The sequence below is a fragment of the Halorhabdus sp. SVX81 genome (genome assembly GCF_029207715.1).
Lineage (GTDB): Archaea > Halobacteriota > Halobacteria > Halobacteriales > Haloarculaceae > Halorhabdus.
This window is the reverse complement of record NZ_CP104322.1, coordinates 1,022,099-1,040,198: the sequence shown is the minus strand read 5'-3', so window position 1 is coordinate 1,040,198 and position 18,100 is coordinate 1,022,099. Positions and strand designations below refer to the sequence as shown.

Here is an 18,100-nt window from a genome sequence, read left to right as displayed (position 1 = left end):
GGCTGGCGGCGATTATTCCTGCAGCTCGACTGCGAGTGCCTCGGCGATCCGCCCACCGAGTGACGCTTTTGACCCCTGGAACTCCTCAGTCGTCTCCGGCCGGACGAGCAATGCCCGCGTCTCTTCACCACCAGCAGCCCCGGCGTCGTTTGCGACCACAAACGACAGATCGACCCGCGACAGCAGATCGCGCGCTGCCGAGGTCAGCGATTCGTCGTCGGCGTCAGCCTCCAGTTTGAACCCGACCATCGGCAGGTCCGGCGCGCGCTTTCGAACCCGATCGAGGAGCTTCGGTGTCGGTTTCAGATCGAGTGTGAGATCGTCCTGTCCTGACGTGATCTTCCCCGCCCGCTGCTCGACGGTGTAGTCACCGATCGCGGCCGCAGAGACAAGCGCGTCTGCGGCTGGCGCATGCTCTTCGGCAGCCGCCACCATCTCCGCCGCACTCTCGACTGATTCGACTGTGGCATAGGGCACGTTCGGCCCGTCGTGCAGGAGCGTCACATCGGCCCCGTTGACGTAGCAGGCTTTCGCGATCGCCCGGCCAGTCGTCCCCGACGCCCTGTTCGACAGCGTTCGAATCGCGTCAATCGACTCCGTCGTCGCGCCGCTGGTGACGACGACCTCCGTCCCTTCCAGGGGGCGCTCGCCGGCCGCCCGGGCTGTCTCCAAAACGATCGATTTCTCACTGGCGATCTTGGCTTTCGACTCTTCGATCCGCGGGTCGGCAAATCCCACACCCCACGATTCGAGTCGCTCGATCGCCTCAAGGACACCCGGGTGGTCGTACATCGGTTCGTGCATCGCGGGTGCGATGACGACCGGAATGCCGGCACCCAACGCTGTCGTCGCGCAGGTGGTCACCGGCGTGTCGTCAATTGCGCTCGCAATCTTCCCGACAGTATTGGCCGTCGAGGGCGCGATCAGGAGCACGTCACCCCACGGATCCTCGCCGAAGAAGGTGACGTGCTCGACGCTGCCCCCGATCTCGGTGACGACCTCGCCATTGGTCGCCAACTCGACCGCCCAGGGGTGAATGATGTTCGTCGCCGACTCGGTCATGACCGCCCGAACCGTCGCCCCGCGTCGGCGGAGTTCGTGGGCCAACTCGACGGTCTTGACCGCCGCGATCGACCCCGTCACACCCAGGACGACGTTCGTGTCTTCGAGCATAGCGAGGATTCGATTGCAATGTGTAAGAAGCCACCGCAACGGTGGACCGACCGTAATCGACGGACATCGAACACACGTGTCCGCCCCTTCAGCGTAGTTCGTGCTTGGCGACGACGTAAAACCGACCGACGCCGAGTCCGACGAACAGCAACCCAACGGCGACGGCAAGCACCCGCGGAAGATCCAGCTGAAAGAGGAAGTAAAGTGCGGCCGCCGTGGTGACAGCACCAAGAATCGCCCCGATCACCATGATCGCCCAGTTAGTCCATGGCGTATCAGCAGTGTCATTCAGACTCATGCCAAGGCTCTCGTGGGCTGTAAGCATATATCCCGACGTCAGAAGACTGTCAAAAGGCCCGATGCGTTATCGGTGTACCCGACGTGGAATTGGTATGAGTCGCTTCCCCTAGCAAGAGTCGAAAGTGATCCGTTCTGGTTGCAATTCACGGTTTCGGTGACTTACCACAGTCACAAAATCACTCCAGAAGGCCCAGGAGTCGATGTAATCATGGCTCAGAACGGACACAGGTTACCGTACTGATCGACCTGTCATGCCCTCCTCGTCGCCTGGCCAAGGGATATCGTCTGACCGCACCACGAAGATTGCAAGGAAAACAGCACTGAGGAGGATTCCGAGCTGGATCCCAACTTTGGCCAGCGGACTAACCGGCGCCAGGTACATTTCCTTCAGAACCATTGCAGGAACGAACAGGACGAGTGCAAACCCGATCGTCGAGACGACGATCCGCCAGAGATCCGTTCCAGTCAGCGTAACCATGGGTCAAATTTCACCCATCAAAGTATAGATCTTCTCCCAACGGGGAGCTCTCGGTACGATGACCGGCCGCGTTAGCTCAGATCGAAGTGCTCGGCGGCAGTCTCCATGTCCTTGTCGCCGCGGCCACTCAAATTGACCAGGATCGTGTCGTGCTCGTCGGCGATCTGTTTCGCCAGGGCAAGTCCGTGGCTCGTCTCCAGAGCCGGAATGATCCCCTCAAACATGCTCAGCTCCCGGAAGGCTTCCAGGGCTTCATCGTCAGTGATACCCCGGTAGTCACACCGCCCCACAGCCTTGAACATCGCGTGCTCAGGACCGACGCCCGGGTAGTCCAGTCCGGCCGAAACGGAGTGGACCTCCGTCTCCTCGTCGATGACGCGGGTCTTCATTCCGTGGAGCACATCGTCTTCCCCATCGGCCAGGGGCGCGGCGTGTCGGTTCGAGTCAGCACCTTCACCGCCGCCTTCCGCACCGTAAAAGGCCACGTCGTCGTCACGGAACGCGTCGAACAGCCCGATCGCGTTCGACCCGCCGCCGACACAGGCGACTGCGGCGTCGGGCAACCCGCCGATCTGCGCTTGCATCTGCTCGCGTGCCTCCTCGCCGATGACTGACTGGAACTCCCGAACCATCCGCGGGAACGGATCGGGACCCACGACCGAACCGACGAGATAGTGGGTATCCTCAACGTTCTGGGCGAAGTCCTCAAGCGCTGCGTCGACGGCGTCGGCCAACCCTTTCCCGCCGCGGGAGACCTCCTTGACCTCCGCGCCCATCAGTCGCATCCGGAAGACGTTCATCCGCTGGCGGGCGACGTCCTTCTCACCCATGTAGACTTCCGTATCGAGATCAAGCATTGCGCCGACCATCGCCGTCGCGGTGCCGTGTTGCCCGGCTCCAGTCTCGGCGATCAGTCGGTCCTTGCCGGCCTTCTTCGCCAGCAGCGCCTGCCCGAGCGTGTTGTTCAGCTTGTGTGCGCCGCCGTGGAGGAGGTCCTCACGCTTGAGGTAGATCTCAGCGCCGTAGGCCTCGGATAATCGTTTGGCGTGATACAGCGGCGTCGGTCGCCCGGCGAAGTGTTCGAGATGCGCGCGAAACTCGTCCTGAAAGTCGTCGCTGAGCGCGACGTCCTCGAAGGCGGCGGCGAGGTGAGCAAGCGGTTCTTTCAACGGTTCGGGTACGTGGCGACCGCCGTAGTCGCCAAACGTCCCGGGATCGTCGGGATCGTCAACCATTGGTGTGTGGTTCGTGGTGACGATAATATGAGTACCGAAATCGGCGGCTTCCAGGCCGGCGACTTACGCTCACTGAAGAGTGCGACTGGCCTTACAAGAAAGGAGCGAGAAACCATTTGGACAGGACCGAAACGAACGGGCGTTAGACGGAAATCCGACCGAAATAGTGGACCGTGAGATTACGCCGTACTGTCGTAGGCCTGCGGAGCCTCGGTCGATTTGAGGATGGCCGACGTATCTTCTTTGTTCCACGTCACCGTGAGTTTATCACCCTTCGGGACTTCACTGCCGCCGGCTTCAATATTCACATCCTGACTGCTAGTGAATCCAATGGTTAACGTGTCCCCCGCAGAGATATCTCCACCACTCGCCCAGCTACTTGCACTCCATGATCCGGTGCTGGTAACGTTTCCACTGAACTCGACGTTTGCCGGGTCAACCGCCTGTCCTCCCTCGTGAGAGAGTGTAAGTACAATATCATCTGATGGGTTCGTCTGACCGTCCCACTCGACTGAAATCGTCGCACTCGGGGATGTCTCGCTGATCTGTTCACCCAGACCGAGGACGAACGTCGCGATGACAGCCGCCAGGATGACCGTGATGGCGACCATCAGGATTACCCCGATGACTGGTGAGACGCCCGATTCGTCGTCAAACAGGAATGTTTTGAGCTTCATGGTTTGATCGTCTTTTGTGAGTCGTTAGTTGGTACCGTCGTAGAGGATTGCAGACGTATCGCCGTTGCTCCAGGTGAGTTTTCCGTATGTCCCACTAGTAACAACCGGATCGCCAGCGCTATATGGTCCCTGGCCGCTCGCGAGGGATCCGTTGACGGTGGCCGTCCAAGTCAAAGTCCCCTCACCCGGCAATTCTTGGCCACCAGCGTGAACGAGGGTATTGCCATCATCTTGCAACTCGAAACTCGCTTGCGGTGACGTGTCACTGATCTGTTCGCCCAGGCCGAGGACGAACGTCGCGATGACAGCCGCCAGGATAACCGTGATGGCGACCATCAGGATCACCCCAATGACTGGTGAGACGCCCGATTCGTCGTCGAACAGGAATGGTTTGAGCTTCATGGATTATCAGTTTGTATGTCGCCGTCACCGGGCGGGCTGGTCGGGATCCGCTGAACGGACGGCGCTTACCAAATATTCGCCCTATCACGGCATAAAGCTTCCTGGCAAGTTATTGAAGATGATAACACCCGAGGAGGTTCTTAGCTATGTGTCATCTGCTCGCCATCGGGGAGATTTCACTTCGACAGACGAAATATCAACATACGAAAAAGTAAACCGAAAGGGTGGATCGAAGACGACCGCACAAAACGACCCGCGGGAGGCGTCGGTGACAGTGACTGACAGTTCGTGCCGTCACTCGACGTCCCCGTAATCGCCGCCGTACTTCATGAAGAAGTACACCAGGCCCAACACGGCAGTCATCACAAATCCGGACGTCACGCCGAACAGCTTCGCACTTTCGGGCACGACCGGGCCGCTCGGACCTTCGACCTCGACAGTCGGCACGTCGTCACCGACGACGATCGCCCCTTTCATGCCGTTCAATTCGTGGGGGCTGCAGTAGTACTTGTGGATGCCGGCCTCTGAGAACGTCCGTTCGTACGTGGTACCCGCCTCGGCAACGGCCGACCCCGAGGTGAACGAGTCGTCGTCGGCGACGACGTTGTGGGCATTCCCCCGACCAGTCCACTCCCAGGTGACGGTCGTGTCCGGGTCGACCCACACGGCCGCCGGGCCAAACCCGTAGTAGCCCTGGTTGGCTTCGACACCAACCTCGACCGTGATTTCGTCCTCGCCACGGCGGTCGACTGTCGACGAGAAATTACTCACGTCCGAGAACCACCCGCCATAATCGACCTGACCGCCGCCACTCTCCTGGGCCGCGGCGGAGCCGACCGCGCCGATGGCCGCCGCCCCGCCGGCGGCCGTTCCACTGGCACGAAGAAGCGCCCGACGCGAGAATTCGACACTATCGTCGGTCATAGCGGCAGTTTGGTCCCACCGGTAGTATATATGTTGGCCCCAACAATAGTCTCCGGTTGGCGCCCGGTCGAATCGGGGGGCTTCGAGCGGTCTGCGTCGCTCCAGAGGGGGAGACATCCACAATCCCGAGACATCGCCGCTCAGTTTCTCGAGACCCAGCACTCGACAACCAGCGTATCCAAATTCGCCCGTCGCTTCGGGAGACGGTGTACTCTCCAGAGAACGGCCAACGGGGAGATCACCCTGGTGCGGAGGGTTTTTGCCCCCGACCGGCGACAGTTCGTGTGATGAGCGAGGACCTGCGAGACGGGCCAGTCGCCGTCGTCGGCGACGACGCCGGCGTGGTCGCTGAACTCGTCAGATCGGTCGGGATCCAGGTGGTGCCGGGGACACCCACCGAGATCGACGAGCACGCGACGGCGGTGATTGCCGTGGGCGAGACACCGATCCTCAAACTCGCCCAGCGGGGATGTGAAACACCGATTCTTCCGGTCGCAGTCGACGGCGGACTCGGCGGCGTTCCTGCAGACACCCTCCAGTCCGCCATCGAACGGGTTCGTGACGGAAACTACGCCATCCGGGAAATCACAACGCTCGATGTGTACGTCAACGATGCACACGTCGAGACGGCCCTGGCTGACGTGATGCTGGTGACCAGCGAACCGGCCCACATCTCGGAGTATTCGCTCTCGACGCCCGCCCAATCCGTCGCCACGTTCCGGGCCGACGGCGTCGTGATCGCGACACCGACAGGGAGTCGTGGCTATGCCCGTCGCGTGGGCGGCCCGGTCCTCGATCCGGCTGCTGAGATCCTCGCTGCCGTGCCAGTCGGCATGTTCTCGACGACCAAAGATCACTGGACGCTATCGCTCCCCGACAGCGGCCCTGCCCTGTCAATGTCGATCAAGCGCGACGAAGCACCAGTGTCGCTCCTGGTGGACGATCGGACCTACGGTCGGGTCGGGCCGTCGGATCAGCTCTCGCTCGTCCGGGGCGAGACGCTTTCTGTGGTGTCGCTGCCGGAGAGTGACCCGGCGTTCGACGTCGATCGTGATCGTACCTGAGCAGCCACTTGCCGAAGGCGTCAAGACAATCATGTCCTGATAGCGGCTAGAGAGCGTTCGTCGTGTTCAGTTGCAGTGAAAGTCGAACGGTTCACGGGAGCGGTCACTCGACTTGCCGGCAAGAGTACCGGTTTGAAAACACTCTAATGAACACCGCACGTGGGCTCAACCATGGTATCCGTTTCGCTGTTCGGGCCACTGGACACACTCCTTGGGAACAACGTTGTGTATCTTTTGCTGGTGCTGGCTGTCGTCAACATGGTCACGCGAATACTAGCCCACAGACGTCACGTCAGCCAGGCGGCGAGTGGCGGAGCCGATGCAGTGTCGCGATTCCTGCCCCACGTCGTCTCGAACGTCCTGCTCATCCTGGCGTCGTTTTACTACCTGACGCTACACCACCACGGCGGGTTCGTCACCACGGTGCTTGTGCTCGGACTCTTCCTGACGGACTTCTTCGAATTCGAGGCACGTAAGGCCGAAGCCCGCCGCGAGGTCGACCTCGACCGGCCGAAAGGCGCGATCACCGCGTCGCTGTTGATGCTCGGATACGTCGGCTACCAGAGCCTGTTCTTCGTCGTCGCGCCGGCCTGGAACGCAGTCATCTGATCCGGTAGCGGGTGTCGATTTTTCTCGACGGCGATTCATCAGACAGAAAACTTATACCGAGTTGGTGTCGTTCAGTTTTCATGCCCTCGTTCACACTGACGTATATATGTCTGGGCGCTGCCGGGCTTGCGGTCCTTGCCGGGGTGGGCCTCCTGTCTCGGGCTCGCAATCCCATTCAAACGGCACGCAAAGCCAAGACAGGGGTCGCCGCTGTCGCCGTCGGTGTGCTCCTGTTTCTCGCCGCAGCATGGTACACGTTCCGTGCCGCACAGTATTCGTATGAACTCACGCGCTGTGAGGACTGGATGAGCTTCGGCGACAACACGACGTATTCGAACCTTTCGGCGACCGGGCAGGACATCTTCAAGAGTACGCTGGAAGCCGATGGGAGCTATTATGCGGTGCAGTCGGCTCCGGATTTCGAGTACGTGACAGACGCCATCATGCGAACGCCGATCGAATACCAGGGGGAGTGTTACGCGATGCTCGCCCACGATGCGGGGCTCGGCTGGGGCATCATGATCGTTGGACCGATCTTCCTGCTCGGTATTGTGGTGACAACGATTGGGCTGTTGCGAATCCGCTCGGGGGACCGGAGCCTCCGGCTAGTTTGACTCGTTCTCCTCGGGCTGGTTGTCGCCTGGGCGGCGTTACATTCCCCGTGGCCCCTTCTCGGAGGCGTCGTCGCGACCCTCCTGATTGGCCTCTGGCTGTGGCTTCGACCCATCGAGAGACTCCGGTAGCCGGTCCAGAAACGGAGACAGCCGTCTTATTTTCGATCGGCGTAGGCCTCACGGGCCTGATTGATCGCGGGAACGAGCACCCAGAACGCGAGTGCCCCCAGGATCGCGAAGTAAAACAGCCCTTCGCCGACGACCATGGCGATCTGGGTGTAGAAGTCGGGGTTCTCCGGGTAGGTGCCAAGGAGCTGTGGTCCCTGGAAGGACGGCGTCTTGTACCAGCCGGCGACGACCAGCCACCCGAGCCCGGCCGTCACCAGGATACCGAACCCTTTCATGAACTCGTCAGCCATCCGTCTCACCTCCCTCGCCGGCCATGCCCTCGGTACGGAACCGTGTCGAGAACGCGTAGACGACCGCACCGAAGAGGATCGAGCCGAGCCCCAACAGCGCCAGCAGCGGATCGATCGCCGAAACGGCAGCCATACCGCGGTTGGTCGCCGTATCGAGCACGACGAACCCGACGACGATGGCCAGAATCGCAAACAGCGTCGAGAAGACCGTCACGGCCTTGTACACTCGTAGCGGGACGACGACATCCCGGCGGCCCGCATCGCTGCTTCCAGTACTCTCGGCGTGATCGGTCTCGGCACCGGCGTCGGTCGCCGTCGATTCGGTCGGCGTCCCGGCGGATTGAGTTGCGTACGTCATTGTCATTTTGGTGGACGAAGCCGGTAGTACCGGCGGTTGAGTTCGAACATGTAGCCCTCCCGCATCGACTTCAGCGCCGCGTAGGTGATGAACGCGCCCACGAACGGCAGCAGGAACGTCAGGTCGAACAGGAGATGCGAGTCGAGGGGAAGGAGGTTCTTGATCGACAGCGCTGCGAGCGTCACCGAGAGGATGACGCCGAAGACCCCGACGGCCGCCCAGAACGGCTGTTCGACCGGGCGACGGGCGCTGCCCTTGTTGATGAACGGCACGACGGCGATCGCACCGACGACGACGAGGTTGGCCATCACGCCGAAGGTCCGGTCGGCCATGAGCTTCTGGCCCCCCAGCAACGCCAGGTCGGGGTTCAGCGGCCCGAGTTTCAGCAGGCCAAACGACCAGTAGAGATACCAGTCGGGCAGGATCGTCGGGGGCGTGACCCCGGAGTTGGCCGGCGCGCCGATGTGTGGCGGCAGCGCCGCCGCCAGGAACACCAGCATGCCGACGAAGAAGCTCGTCAGCGCGAGGTTCCGAACGACCTCGTGGGGCCAGGTCGGAAAGCCCAGCACGTCGCGTTCGACGTAGTCGGATTCCTCACGGAGATCCTGGTCTTCGCGGCGTGAGCGTTCGAAATACTCGTACGTCGTCCTGGCGAGCCCCTGTCGGCGCTCCTTGCGCTCGCTCCAGGTCGGCGTCTCGTCGTCCGGCGGGACGATCCCCGTCTCACCGCCGTCGGTCCGGACACGCTCCTCGCCGGTCCGGACGGACGTCTCGTCAGTCCGGACGGGGTCCTCGTCGGTCGGTTGCTCGCTGACTCCGTCGTCGGGTGAATCGTGCTCGGTCATGGTTAGTGCGGTTCGGCGATGCCCTGCATCCAGACGATTGCGATGTGAACGGCGATCAGCGTGGTGACCACGAACGGGAGGAAGAACACGTGGAGGATGTACATCCGCTGGAGCGTCGCCGGGTTCGGTGTGAACCCACCGAAGATGAGCTGGGCGACCCACTCACCGATGAGTGGGATCGATAATGACATCTCGACACCGATCTGGCCGGCCCAGAAGGCGAGTTGGTCCCACGGCAGCAGGTACCCCGAGTAGCCAAACAGCAGCGTCAGGCTGATCAGGACGATGCCGAGCAGCCAGTTGAGCTCCCGTGGCTCCTTGTACGCGCCGGTGAAGTAGACCCGCAGCATGTGGAGGAAGACAGCGGCGACCATGACCTGGGCCGCCCACCGGTGGATGCTCCGGAGCATGAACCCGAAGTTCAGGTCGGTCATGATGAACGTGAGCGACTCGTAGGCGATCGTCGGATCGCCCGACGCGCCCAGCGCACCCGGCGAGTAGTAAAACCCGAGCAGGGCACCTGAGATCGCCGCCACGATGTACGCGAGCGTCGAGAACGACCCCAGCGCGTACAGCGGATACCAGTACCAGAACTTGTTGTCGAGCCCGTACTGCTCGGTGTGGCTCTTTGGCATCTGCATGTTGACCTTGTAGTACAGCCCCTCCAGGATCTCAAGGTAATCGACGATCCGGAGTCGCTTGTCGAACCAGATGAGGACTGTCAGGTACATGCGTTCGACCCGCGAGAAGTCCCGCTGTTCCATCCAGGCGTCGTGGTCGTGATCGTCGGGACGTTCGAGACTCATCGGGTCATTCCCCCGGGCGCGGCAGCGCCGTAAACTGTCGCTGGACTGGTTGGAACGGGTCGTACACCGACTGGTGGCATTGACAGTAGACTTCGTTCTCGGCGTTGAAGCGTTCGCTCCCGCCGTACGCCTTGAACCCAGGCACACAGCAGAAGTGTGTACACTTGTTGAGCCAGGCCATCACGTCGTCCTCGGTCGCGGCGTCGAGGAACGAGCGGACACCGGACGAGAGGTCACTGTAATCGCCTTCCCCGTTGACCATCTTCGAGACTTCAGGGCTGCGGAGCACCTGGACCGGGATCGTCTGGACGTTGTCGCCCTCCGAGCGCCAGCCCGCCGACGCCGGCTTCCCGAGGCCCGACTCGCCGATGTCGTTGCCCCATTCCTCGTAATCATCGAAATCAGACAGGGTAAGCGCCTGCCCGTCCTCGATGTCGCTTTGCCAGTCGTAGGTCCCCGAGGACGAGCGAAAGGCGTCGTCCTGATCGGCGTCGGGACTGATGCCGGCGTACGTCTGGACGCCACAGTACTGGAACCACGTCGAACTGTAGGTCGTCCCGCCCATATCCATCTCGGCGACGGTGACGGTCTGTCCCTGGACGGTCTTTTCCTCGGTGTCCGGCCAGACGCCGGCGATCGTGCCGTCGTCCTGGATCTCGACCGGGACGATCGGCATCCCGCGCGGGGCCGGACCGTCGGTGTTCTTGATGCCGATGTAGGGCGTGATCCCGCCGCCGACGCCCGACGGTGCCGTCGTCAGCCCGATCGCGGTCGCGCCGCCGGTCGCAACCGTCCCGAGGACGGCCGATCCGACGACGCCCTTGACGAAGCGGCGTCGGCCTGATTCTTCCGGATACTTGTCTTCGTGTGACATGGTTATCGTTTGTAATAGGGGTAGATCGCGCGTTTGAAACTCTCCGTTGCGCCGTCAGTCAGCGACTCGCCGTCGGCGTCCTCCTCACGGATGTAGAGATCCTCCCACTTGCGGCGTCGCTTCTTGACGATCATGACATCGGGGAGAAACTCCTTGCGGTACAAAAGCAGGATAAAGGCGAGGTTGACGAACATCGTCGCGAGAACGGTCCCGAGGAACATGTTCCCGAACCCGCCGTCGTTCGCGGCGATGCCCCAGCCGTTGATGAGGCCGTAGGTGAACATCCCCACCAACACGATCTCGACAAGCGTCAACAGGACGATCCCAAGGGCCGCGGCCGCACTCTCGCGTGGCGGCTCGTACCGGTGGATGTCGCCGTAGGTGCTGCCCGAGGAGGACATCAGTCGCTCCCCCCTTTCGAGTGTGCGGATTCGCCGTACTTCAGCAGGTAAAACGTGAACGCGAGCGTCGAAGAGATCCCGAGCAACGTGGCGATCCCGACGTAGTGTGGCTGGAAGGGGACGCCCATGTGCTCTGGGTTGACCGGTGTCGATGCGTCGGCAGCGACCGTCGGCACGTCGTCACCGACGACGATCGCCCCTTTCATGCCGCTTAGTTCGTGTGGCTGGCAGTAGTACTTGTGGATGCCGGCCTCGGAGAACGTCCGTTCGTAAGTCGTGCCTGCCTCGGCAACGGCCGACCCCGAGGTGAACGAGTCGTCCTCGGCGACGACGTTGTGGGCATTCCCCCGACCAGTCCACTCCCAGGTGACGGTCGTGTCCGGGTCGACCCACACGGCCGCCGGGCCAAACCCGTAGTAGTTGGTGTTGGCCTCGACGCCGACTTCGACCGTAATCTCGTCCTCGCCACGGCGGTCGACTGTCGATGAAAAGTTGCTCACGTTCGAGAACCACCCGCCATAATCCGGCTGGGCACCGCCCGAGCCGTCTTCCTGGGCGGCGACGGAGCCAACCGCCCCCGCGGCTGCCGCCCCGCCGGTCACCGTCCCGGCAGATCGGAGAAAGTCCCGTCTATGCATGTGTACCGACACTCGGAGTTGTGTTTGTATAAAACCGCCAATTACGGTGCCATTTACCGGTTGCCCCCGGCGAATCGAGACTGCCCCGGCCCGGTCGTTCGTCCGCACGGCCGATCGATCGGTCTCGTCACCCGTCATCGGCTTGCCCGGCGTCCCTGCCGTCGGCCGTCTCCGGTGGCCGTACCCGGTCACGGCTCCGATTTCGTTCGTTCGTCTGTCCAGGGCCATCCGCAGCCGTTTCGCTGTCGGGAACGAACGCCGGCCGTTCGTCACCCTCGGCCCCCATCTCCCGAAGGCGGGTTCGGTATGCGTCGGCCCGGAAAGCTTCCGAAAGTCGGGCGTTGGCAACCACCACCAGCAGGAACAGGCCGATGCCGGTCAGTCCCAGACCGGCCACGAACGCGATCCCGTTGCCCAGAAAACCGTACCCGAGCAGGACCACGCCGGCAAGCAGTTGAACGACCGAGAGCAATTGGACCATGATATTGCCGAGTTCGCCATCGCCCTCCGCCACCTCGTCGGGGTCAGGAAGTACGTCACCCGCAGGGGGCTCGGGCACGTCGTAGGATTCCATCGAACAGAGTGCCACGGAGGGTTCGACATCGCGGCGCACTGTCCCCTCACCCTCGACGGTCCCGTCGGGGTAGACGACGGCGTAACTCTCGTCCGAATAGGCCAGCAGTCGATCGTCCTCGCGCTCGATCCGGGCGAAGACATCCCGGTCGGCGACGCGTTGTCGGAGGTCGGCCTCCAGGCGGTCGAGCAGTTCCGCGCCGGTAATCCACGTCTCCGCGTCGAAGGCCGCCTCCCATTCCTCGCGGTCCATTTCGTCCATCTCCGCGGGGCCAAACGACTCGAAATCGTACGTCTCCTCGACCTGCTCGCGGAGGTCCGACAGCGAGGGGTCGCTGTCGACAGCGTCGTCCGTGGACTCGGCGGGCGCCATCGCCGTCGCCTACGACCCGTGGACGCTTACCGTTTCTGCCCACGGTAGCGTCTGTCCCTGCGGTGGAACGAGCGACTGACTTGCCAAGCACCGCATCGTCCCCCCGGCTCCGACGCGTTTTAACGGCCGCCCGCCGAAAGACGGCTCGATGGTCACTGATGGGACGACTGCCACGCTGGTGGTGCTTGCCGTCTCACTGAGTCTGCCCTGTTTCCTCTACGGTGCCTGGCTAATGCTCGTCCACGATCCGATCACCTGGCGCGTGCTTCGAACCCATCTTGCGGTCGTCGGCCTCGGCCTCGGGTTGACGACCGTCCCGCTCGTGGGCTGGATGATCCCGAAGCTCTGGAGCCAGTTCACCGGCTTCGCGGTCATCCACGCGTTCCTCGGCCTGCAAGCCTACGCCTTCTTTACGCTGGCCGCGACCGGGATCGTTCGCATTCTCCGGGCGAAGTGGGCCTCCGAGGCGTATCGTCGGTCGTCGTCCTTCGATCTGGACGCCCTCGAAGCGGAGACCGAGGCCCTGGACCTGGGTCACTGGCGCGCTCGCCTCCGGATCGGCGTCGTCGGGTACACCGTCTTCTGGCTGCTTGCCTTCCTGACGGGGATCATCCGATACGTCATCAAGTACCAGCCACTCGGGTGACCAGCCGGATCGTACCCAAGCGTCCGCACGTCACTCCCAGTCCTTGCCGCTCGCAAGATCCACGTCACTGTCGCGTTTCGAGGAGGGACAAACATCTTCGAGTTCACACTCCCCACAGTCAGGATTCCGCGCCGTACAGACCGCTCGGCCGTGGCTAATCATGAGGTGGGTGAATACCTGCCACTCGTCTTCGGGGATGATCTCCATCAGATCGTCCTCGATGGCGTCGGGCCGCTCCTCCTCGGTGAGCCCCAGGCGACGGGTGAGCCGCTGGACGTGTGTGTCGACGACGATTCCCTCGACAACGTCGTGACCGTGCTGGAGGACGACGTTCGCGGTCTTCCGACCGACGCCCGGAAGGTCGGTCAGCGCGTCCATCGTGTCCGGCACCTCGCCGTCGTGCTCCTCGACGAGGCGCTCGCCGATCCCCTTCAGATACCCCGCTTTGTTGTTGTGGAAGGTGATGCCGTAGATGTCCTCGGCGAGTTCGCCTTCCTCCGCGGCGGCGTAGTCTTCGGGCGTCTGGTACGTCTCGAAGAGGTCCGGCGTCGTTTCGTTGACGCGCTCGTCGGTACACTGTGCCGAGAGGACAACGGCGACGAGCAGTTCAAGCCGGTTCGAGAAGGTGAGCGAAATTGTGGTATCGGGGTAGGCGTCGTGCAATCGGTCGATGACTTCCGTGGCCTGTGCCGAACGCGGTTCCAGCGGCGTTCCCATATGCGTGTTACCGGTGGGTCACTCTTTGCGGTGTCGGGTTCGGCGGCCACTGCCGGGAGCCCGAAACCGATAGTTTTGTGATCGATCGACTAGATCGAAAATCCATGCCGGGCCACACGTTCCTGCGCGGTGACGACATCACGTTACGACCGATCGAAGCTGACGACGCCGAGTTCCTCGCCGAGACCATCAACCACCCCGATGTCTGGCCGGCGCTTGGAGCGTACGATCCATTGAACGACCAGCAGGAGCGCGAATGGATCGAGAGTCTCGGCGACAGCGACGATATCCACTTGCTGATCTGTGCGGACGACGAGCCAGTCGGGACGATCGGCCTCAACGAGATGTTCGACGTCTGGGGGACGGCCGAACTCGGCTACTACCTCCACCCCGACGCTCAGGGGAACGGTTACGCGAGTGATGCCGCCCGACGGCTCGTTCGGTACGGCTTCGAGGATCACCGGCTGGCGAAGGTGTATGCGAACGTCTACGAAGGTAACGACGCCTCCCAAGCCGTGCTTGAATCCGTCGGGTTCGAACGCGAAGGCGTCTTCCGTGACCACGCTTTCGTCCGGGGCGAGCGCGTCGACGTGTATCGCTACGGGTTGTTGGCCGAGGAGTTCGGGGCCGACGCCGAGTGACGACAGAAGGCATTTGACCCTGGGTGCCGGCGTTTTAGTATGGCCGTCCGTCGGTTGTTGCGCGGGCAGATCGCCTGGCCACAGCTCGAAACCATCGTCGAGGCCGTCCTGGACCGCTACGACGAGCCGGCGGGCCGCATCGAGTTTTTGGACGCCAACAACTGGCTGTCGGTGCCGCTGGTCGTCAACGACCGCTATTTCGTGAAGATCATCTCCCAACAGCACTCGCTGGTTCACGCACTGTTGACGACCGGCCGCAACCTCGGCGCGTTCACCAGCGGGACCGAAGGCTTTTTCGAACACTTCGGGACACCGGTGGAGATGGCCGAACATGAGTTCGAGGCAGCCCAGCGGATGCAGTCGGTGGGCGTCAACGTCCCCGAACCGGTGGAAGCCTTCGAGGTGGAGGGCTATGGCGTTCTCGTCTTCGAATACGTTCCCGCATTCCGGACGTTCGAAGCGGTTGAGGTTGCCACCGCCCGTCAACTCGCACCGGACCTCTTCGTGGCGCTGGATCGGATGCATCAGGCGGGGCTCGCCCATGGCGACCTCCGAAGCGAGAACGTCCTCGTCGTCGACGGCGAACTGTACTTCATCGACGCGACGAGCGTCCGCGGCGACATCGCAGAGGCCCGAGCGTACGATGTCGCGTGCGCGCTTGGCGTCCTGTCGCCGCTACTCGGTCCTGGCGAAACGGTGGAACTCGCGATTGAGGTCGTCGGAGCCGAGACGCTGCTTGCCGCCCGGGAGTTCCTCGATTTCGTGACGATCCGGCCGGATCACGACTTCGACGCGGCAGCCGTCAAAGGCGAGATCGAGAAGATTACCACCGGATAGAAGATTTTTCTGCCCCGGCCGTGAGATTCACCCTGATGAGTGGACAAGGGGAGATTCCGACTCACTGGAAGCGTGGCTTCGTCGAGGCCAACGGCATCGAGTTGCACTACTGTCGGACGAACGGATCAGGGCCGCCCGTCGTCGTCTCCCACGGCTTCACCGACGACGGGTACTGTCGGCTCGACCTCGCCCGCGAACTCGGCGACGAGTTCGACGTCGTGCTGTATGACGCTCGCGGGCACGGCCGCTCGGCCGCCCCCGATGAGGGATACGGCCCGTCTGCGCGGGCGGCGGACCTGTTCGGGCTGCTCGAGGCGCTCGCCCTCGAGGACCCGATCCTGTTCGGCCACTCCATGGGTGCCGATACGGTCACAAAAGCGGCGGCTGAGCAACCGGACCGACCGCGAGCCGTCATCCTCGAAGATCCGGTCTGGATGCTCGAGGGAGTCAACGAAGTAATCGAGGAAGATCCGGGTGCGGATATCGCCGAGCAGATCGCGTGGTGGCGCGATCACAGCGTCGAAGAACTCCTCGAAGCCGACCCCATGTTCAGCGATCTCGCCGAGCGCGGACAGCCGGATCTCGCACGCCGCGTGGCCGAAGCCAGACAGCGACTCCGACCCGAGATCGGCCGCGTGTCCGAAGGGGAATTTGTCGATCCGACCGAGACCTACGGCGACATCGAGACACCGACGCTCATCCTAAAGGCCGACGCCGACGAGAGCGAACGCGAGCGCGAACAGGAGATCGCTTCCCTCCTCCCGGACGGGCGTATCGTACACATCGAGGACGCCGGACACTGCGTCTTCTGGGACGAGCGCGAGCGCGCCACCGAGGAACTTCGGAAGTTCCTGGCGACGGTGTGACGGATTCCAGTCCGTGAATCCCGCCCCTCGAAAAACCCGGCTGGTCGGGAGGGACGGTCCGGTATTTTCGATCCGGACACGGCGGCCACTTGTAGACGCAGTATCAACCCACATGTAGACGCGAGGTCACGCCCCCTGTTGGCGCGCCCGGGCAGTCAGTACGATCCCGGAAAGGACGACGACACCGCCGAGCGCCGTCACGATCCCCGGTATCTCTCCGAGCAGCACGAGTGCCAACAGCGTCGAACCGACCGGTTCCCCCAGCAGCGACACACTGACGACGCTCGATTCGAGGTGCGCCAGTGCCCAGTTGAGAACCGTATGACCGAACACGCCCGGACCGACCGCCATGGCGAAAAAGAGCACCCACTCGGCCGGCGGATACGCGAGTAGCGGCACACGCTGCACACCGAGAATGACAAGCAGCGTGGCTGCGGCCACTGTATAGACCACGATCACGTACGGGAGCAGGGGCAATCGCTGGCGGATCGATCGCCCGGCGAGGACGTACCCCGCCATCGCGAGCGCGCCGAGCAGCGCCAGCGCGTTCCCGTAGAGCGGATTCGGCCCGAGGACGCCTGCGCCGAGGAGATCCGCTGCCGACATGACGGCAATTCCGGCGACGGCAAGCGCTATGCCGGCGACGGTCCTGGGGCCGACCCGCTCATCGAGCAGGAGCGGGGCGGCGAAAGCGACGAACAGCGGTTGGGCCTGGACGAGCGTCACCGAGGCAGCCACGCTCGTCCACGCCAGGCTCTCGAACCAGGCGGCGAAGTGGATCGCCAGCGCGACCCCGGCCAGGGCCGCACCGCCCGCGTCCCGCCACGAGAGCCGGGCGAACGCCGATGGCTGTCGCCAGATCGCCACGGGCGCAAGCAACAGCGTGGTGAAAAGCACACGATAGAACGCAGCGACGATCGACGGGGCGGCGCTCCAGCGGATCAGAATGGCACTGGTCGAGACCGCAAGCACCGCGACCGACAGCCCCGCGAGCGGCGGGGCGCTGTCGATCCGATCGACGAACGAACGCGACACGCCGGGTGATCGCGGGCAATTCGCTTACGCCTTGCGGGTTGCCGATGCCAACGGCGGCCCGCTGGAGGCTTCTCACTCCAGAAGCTGCTTCGTCTCTCGATGGCGATACCGGAACATCGGCGCGAAGCCGACCACTGCGAGCGGGCTCGCGAGCCTGCCGAGCGCGCCACCAGCCAGTCGGTACTCCACGTGGTCCGTGATTCGCGTCCCACCCTCGACGGCCTCGAAACGGTGGGTGTGTCGCCAGTGGGCGAACGGGCCGCCGGACATCTCGTCGACGAAGTAGCCCGTCTCCCGCCCATCGCCGCCCGTCCGTTCGCGCTCGACGATCCGCGTCGTCGATTCCTGGCGTGGCCCGACGCCGAACGGGCGAAGTGACACGGTCGCCGTCGTGCCGACGATCATTTCGTCGGGATCGTCCTCGCCGTCGGGGCCACGGACGGATTCGGCTCGGAGATTGACCCAGCCCGGTGTCAGTGCGTCCAGCCCGTCGATCGTCGAATGAAACTCCCAGACGTCCTCGAACGGGGCGTCGACGTGGACTGATCGCTCGTAGACAGACATACACCAGCTAGGAGGCGGATCGGCAAAACGT

25 protein-coding genes are annotated in these 18,100 nt (G+C 63.0%); 7 read left to right on the top strand and 18 right to left on the bottom strand.

Translation table 11 applies throughout. The annotated features are described in order from the left end of the window. Positions 1-12: 12 nt before the first annotated feature. The 7 genes from coaBC to SVXhr_RS05165 form a co-directional block, all read right to left on the bottom strand. Entirely contained in the window at positions 13-1,173 is a 1,161-nt protein-coding gene (gene coaBC, locus SVXhr_RS05195) for a bifunctional phosphopantothenoylcysteine decarboxylase/phosphopantothenate--cysteine ligase CoaBC (RefSeq protein ID WP_275740089.1), read from the bottom strand. Positions 1,174-1,261: 88 nt separating this feature from the next. Then, complete coding sequence (locus tag SVXhr_RS05190) at positions 1,262-1,471, bottom strand: hypothetical protein (protein WP_275740087.1); 210 nt, start codon at positions 1,469-1,471, stop codon at positions 1,262-1,264. A gap of 231 nt (positions 1,472-1,702) precedes the next feature. Then, positions 1,703-1,951: a hypothetical protein gene (locus SVXhr_RS05185; protein ID WP_275740085.1), complete on the bottom strand. Its 249-nt coding sequence runs from the start codon at positions 1,949-1,951 to the stop codon at positions 1,703-1,705. Positions 1,952-2,022: 71 nt separating this feature from the next. Next, complete coding sequence (gene trpB / locus SVXhr_RS05180; protein WP_275740083.1) at positions 2,023-3,186, bottom strand: tryptophan synthase subunit beta; 1,164 nt, start codon at positions 3,184-3,186, stop codon at positions 2,023-2,025. Between the two features lie 179 nt (positions 3,187-3,365). Further along, positions 3,366-3,863, bottom strand: a complete 498-nt coding sequence (locus SVXhr_RS05175; RefSeq protein WP_275740081.1) for a type IV pilin N-terminal domain-containing protein — start codon at positions 3,861-3,863, stop codon at positions 3,366-3,368. A gap of 24 nt (positions 3,864-3,887) precedes the next feature. Further along, the gene (locus tag SVXhr_RS05170; RefSeq protein WP_275740079.1) at positions 3,888-4,265 is read right to left on the bottom strand and encodes a type IV pilin N-terminal domain-containing protein; all 378 of its coding nucleotides are present in this window, start codon (positions 4,263-4,265) and stop codon (positions 3,888-3,890) included. A 294-nt stretch (positions 4,266-4,559) separates the two neighbouring features. Then, positions 4,560-5,189: a halocyanin domain-containing protein gene (locus tag SVXhr_RS05165; RefSeq protein WP_275740077.1), complete on the bottom strand. Its 630-nt coding sequence runs from the start codon at positions 5,187-5,189 to the stop codon at positions 4,560-4,562. A gap of 287 nt (positions 5,190-5,476) precedes the next feature. On the opposite strand from SVXhr_RS05165, the gene SVXhr_RS05160 reads away from it, so the two are divergent. The 3 genes from SVXhr_RS05160 to SVXhr_RS05150 all read left to right on the top strand — a co-directional run bounded on the left by SVXhr_RS05160 (position 5,477) and on the right by SVXhr_RS05150 (position 7,476). Then, a complete protein-coding gene (locus SVXhr_RS05160) occupies positions 5,477-6,253 on the top strand; it encodes an NAD(+)/NADH kinase (protein ID WP_275740075.1) in 777 nt (258 codons plus the stop codon). Between the two features lie 171 nt (positions 6,254-6,424). After that, entirely contained in the window at positions 6,425-6,862 is a 438-nt protein-coding gene (locus SVXhr_RS05155) for a hypothetical protein (RefSeq protein WP_275740073.1), read from the top strand. An 80-nt stretch (positions 6,863-6,942) separates the two neighbouring features. Next, complete coding sequence (locus SVXhr_RS05150; protein WP_275740071.1) at positions 6,943-7,476, top strand: hypothetical protein; 534 nt, start codon at positions 6,943-6,945, stop codon at positions 7,474-7,476. 155 nt (positions 7,477-7,631) lie between these two features. Here the strand turns inward: SVXhr_RS05150 and SVXhr_RS05145 are convergent, their stop codons facing one another. The 8 genes from SVXhr_RS05145 to SVXhr_RS05110 all read right to left on the bottom strand — a co-directional run bounded on the left by SVXhr_RS05145 (position 7,632) and on the right by SVXhr_RS05110 (position 12,763). Then, on the bottom strand, positions 7,632-7,895 hold the full coding sequence (locus SVXhr_RS05145; protein ID WP_015788343.1) for a hypothetical protein: 264 nt from the start codon (positions 7,893-7,895) through the stop codon (positions 7,632-7,634). Beyond that, positions 7,888-8,259 carry a hypothetical protein gene (locus SVXhr_RS14640; RefSeq protein WP_345799503.1) on the bottom strand — a complete coding sequence of 124 codons (372 nt, stop codon included), beginning with the start codon at positions 8,257-8,259 and terminating at the stop codon, positions 7,888-7,890. Before SVXhr_RS14640 ends, SVXhr_RS05145 begins: the two co-directional genes overlap by 8 nt. Then, positions 8,256-9,098, bottom strand: a complete 843-nt coding sequence (locus SVXhr_RS05135; RefSeq protein ID WP_275740068.1) for a cytochrome bc complex cytochrome b subunit — start codon at positions 9,096-9,098, stop codon at positions 8,256-8,258. Before SVXhr_RS05135 ends, SVXhr_RS14640 begins: the two co-directional genes overlap by 4 nt. Before the next feature lie 2 nt (positions 9,099-9,100). Then, a complete protein-coding gene (locus SVXhr_RS05130) occupies positions 9,101-9,904 on the bottom strand; it encodes a cytochrome bc complex cytochrome b subunit (RefSeq protein ID WP_275740066.1) in 804 nt (267 codons plus the stop codon). Positions 9,905-9,908: 4 nt separating this feature from the next. Further along, positions 9,909-10,778 (bottom strand): ubiquinol-cytochrome c reductase iron-sulfur subunit, encoded by an 870-nt coding sequence (locus tag SVXhr_RS05125; protein ID WP_275740064.1) that lies wholly within the window; start codon positions 10,776-10,778, stop codon positions 9,909-9,911. A gap of 2 nt (positions 10,779-10,780) precedes the next feature. After that, complete coding sequence (locus tag SVXhr_RS05120; RefSeq protein ID WP_275740062.1) at positions 10,781-11,179, bottom strand: hypothetical protein; 399 nt, start codon at positions 11,177-11,179, stop codon at positions 10,781-10,783. Further along, positions 11,179-11,817 (bottom strand): halocyanin domain-containing protein, encoded by a 639-nt coding sequence (locus SVXhr_RS05115; protein WP_275740060.1) that lies wholly within the window; start codon positions 11,815-11,817, stop codon positions 11,179-11,181. The genes SVXhr_RS05120 and SVXhr_RS05115 overlap by 1 nt, the downstream gene beginning before the upstream one ends. 127 nt (positions 11,818-11,944) lie before the next feature. Then, positions 11,945-12,763: a hypothetical protein gene (locus tag SVXhr_RS05110; protein WP_275740058.1), complete on the bottom strand. Its 819-nt coding sequence runs from the start codon at positions 12,761-12,763 to the stop codon at positions 11,945-11,947. 148 nt (positions 12,764-12,911) lie between these two features. On the opposite strand from SVXhr_RS05110, the gene SVXhr_RS05105 reads away from it, so the two are divergent. After that, positions 12,912-13,409 carry a hypothetical protein gene (locus SVXhr_RS05105; protein WP_275740056.1) on the top strand — a complete coding sequence of 166 codons (498 nt, stop codon included), beginning with the start codon at positions 12,912-12,914 and terminating at the stop codon, positions 13,407-13,409. 30 nt (positions 13,410-13,439) lie between these two features. Here SVXhr_RS05105 and nth read toward each other — a convergent pair whose 3' ends face one another. After that, on the bottom strand, positions 13,440-14,126 hold the full coding sequence (nth, locus tag SVXhr_RS05100; RefSeq protein ID WP_275740055.1) for an endonuclease III: 687 nt from the start codon (positions 14,124-14,126) through the stop codon (positions 13,440-13,442). A gap of 104 nt (positions 14,127-14,230) precedes the next feature. Between nth and SVXhr_RS05095 the strand changes: the two genes are divergently transcribed. The 3 genes from SVXhr_RS05095 to SVXhr_RS05085 are packed head-to-tail and all read left to right on the top strand — an operon-like array spanning position 14,231 to position 16,470. Further along, positions 14,231-14,767, top strand: a complete 537-nt coding sequence (locus SVXhr_RS05095; protein ID WP_275740053.1) for a GNAT family protein — start codon at positions 14,231-14,233, stop codon at positions 14,765-14,767. Positions 14,768-14,806: 39 nt separating this feature from the next. Next, positions 14,807-15,604: an RIO1 family regulatory kinase/ATPase gene (locus tag SVXhr_RS05090; RefSeq protein ID WP_275740051.1), complete on the top strand. Its 798-nt coding sequence runs from the start codon at positions 14,807-14,809 to the stop codon at positions 15,602-15,604. 35 nt (positions 15,605-15,639) lie between these two features. Further along, on the top strand, positions 15,640-16,470 hold the full coding sequence (locus tag SVXhr_RS05085; protein WP_275740049.1) for an alpha/beta hydrolase: 831 nt from the start codon (positions 15,640-15,642) through the stop codon (positions 16,468-16,470). Between the two features lie 126 nt (positions 16,471-16,596). Here the strand turns inward: SVXhr_RS05085 and SVXhr_RS05080 are convergent, their stop codons facing one another. Together SVXhr_RS05080 and SVXhr_RS05075 are read right to left on the bottom strand one after the other, a co-directional pair. Then, entirely contained in the window at positions 16,597-17,505 is a 909-nt protein-coding gene (locus tag SVXhr_RS05080) for a DMT family transporter (RefSeq protein ID WP_275740047.1), read from the bottom strand. Positions 17,506-17,577: 72 nt separating this feature from the next. Next, complete coding sequence (locus tag SVXhr_RS05075) at positions 17,578-18,069, bottom strand: SRPBCC family protein (RefSeq protein WP_275740045.1); 492 nt, start codon at positions 18,067-18,069, stop codon at positions 17,578-17,580. Positions 18,070-18,100 lie beyond the last annotated feature (31 nt).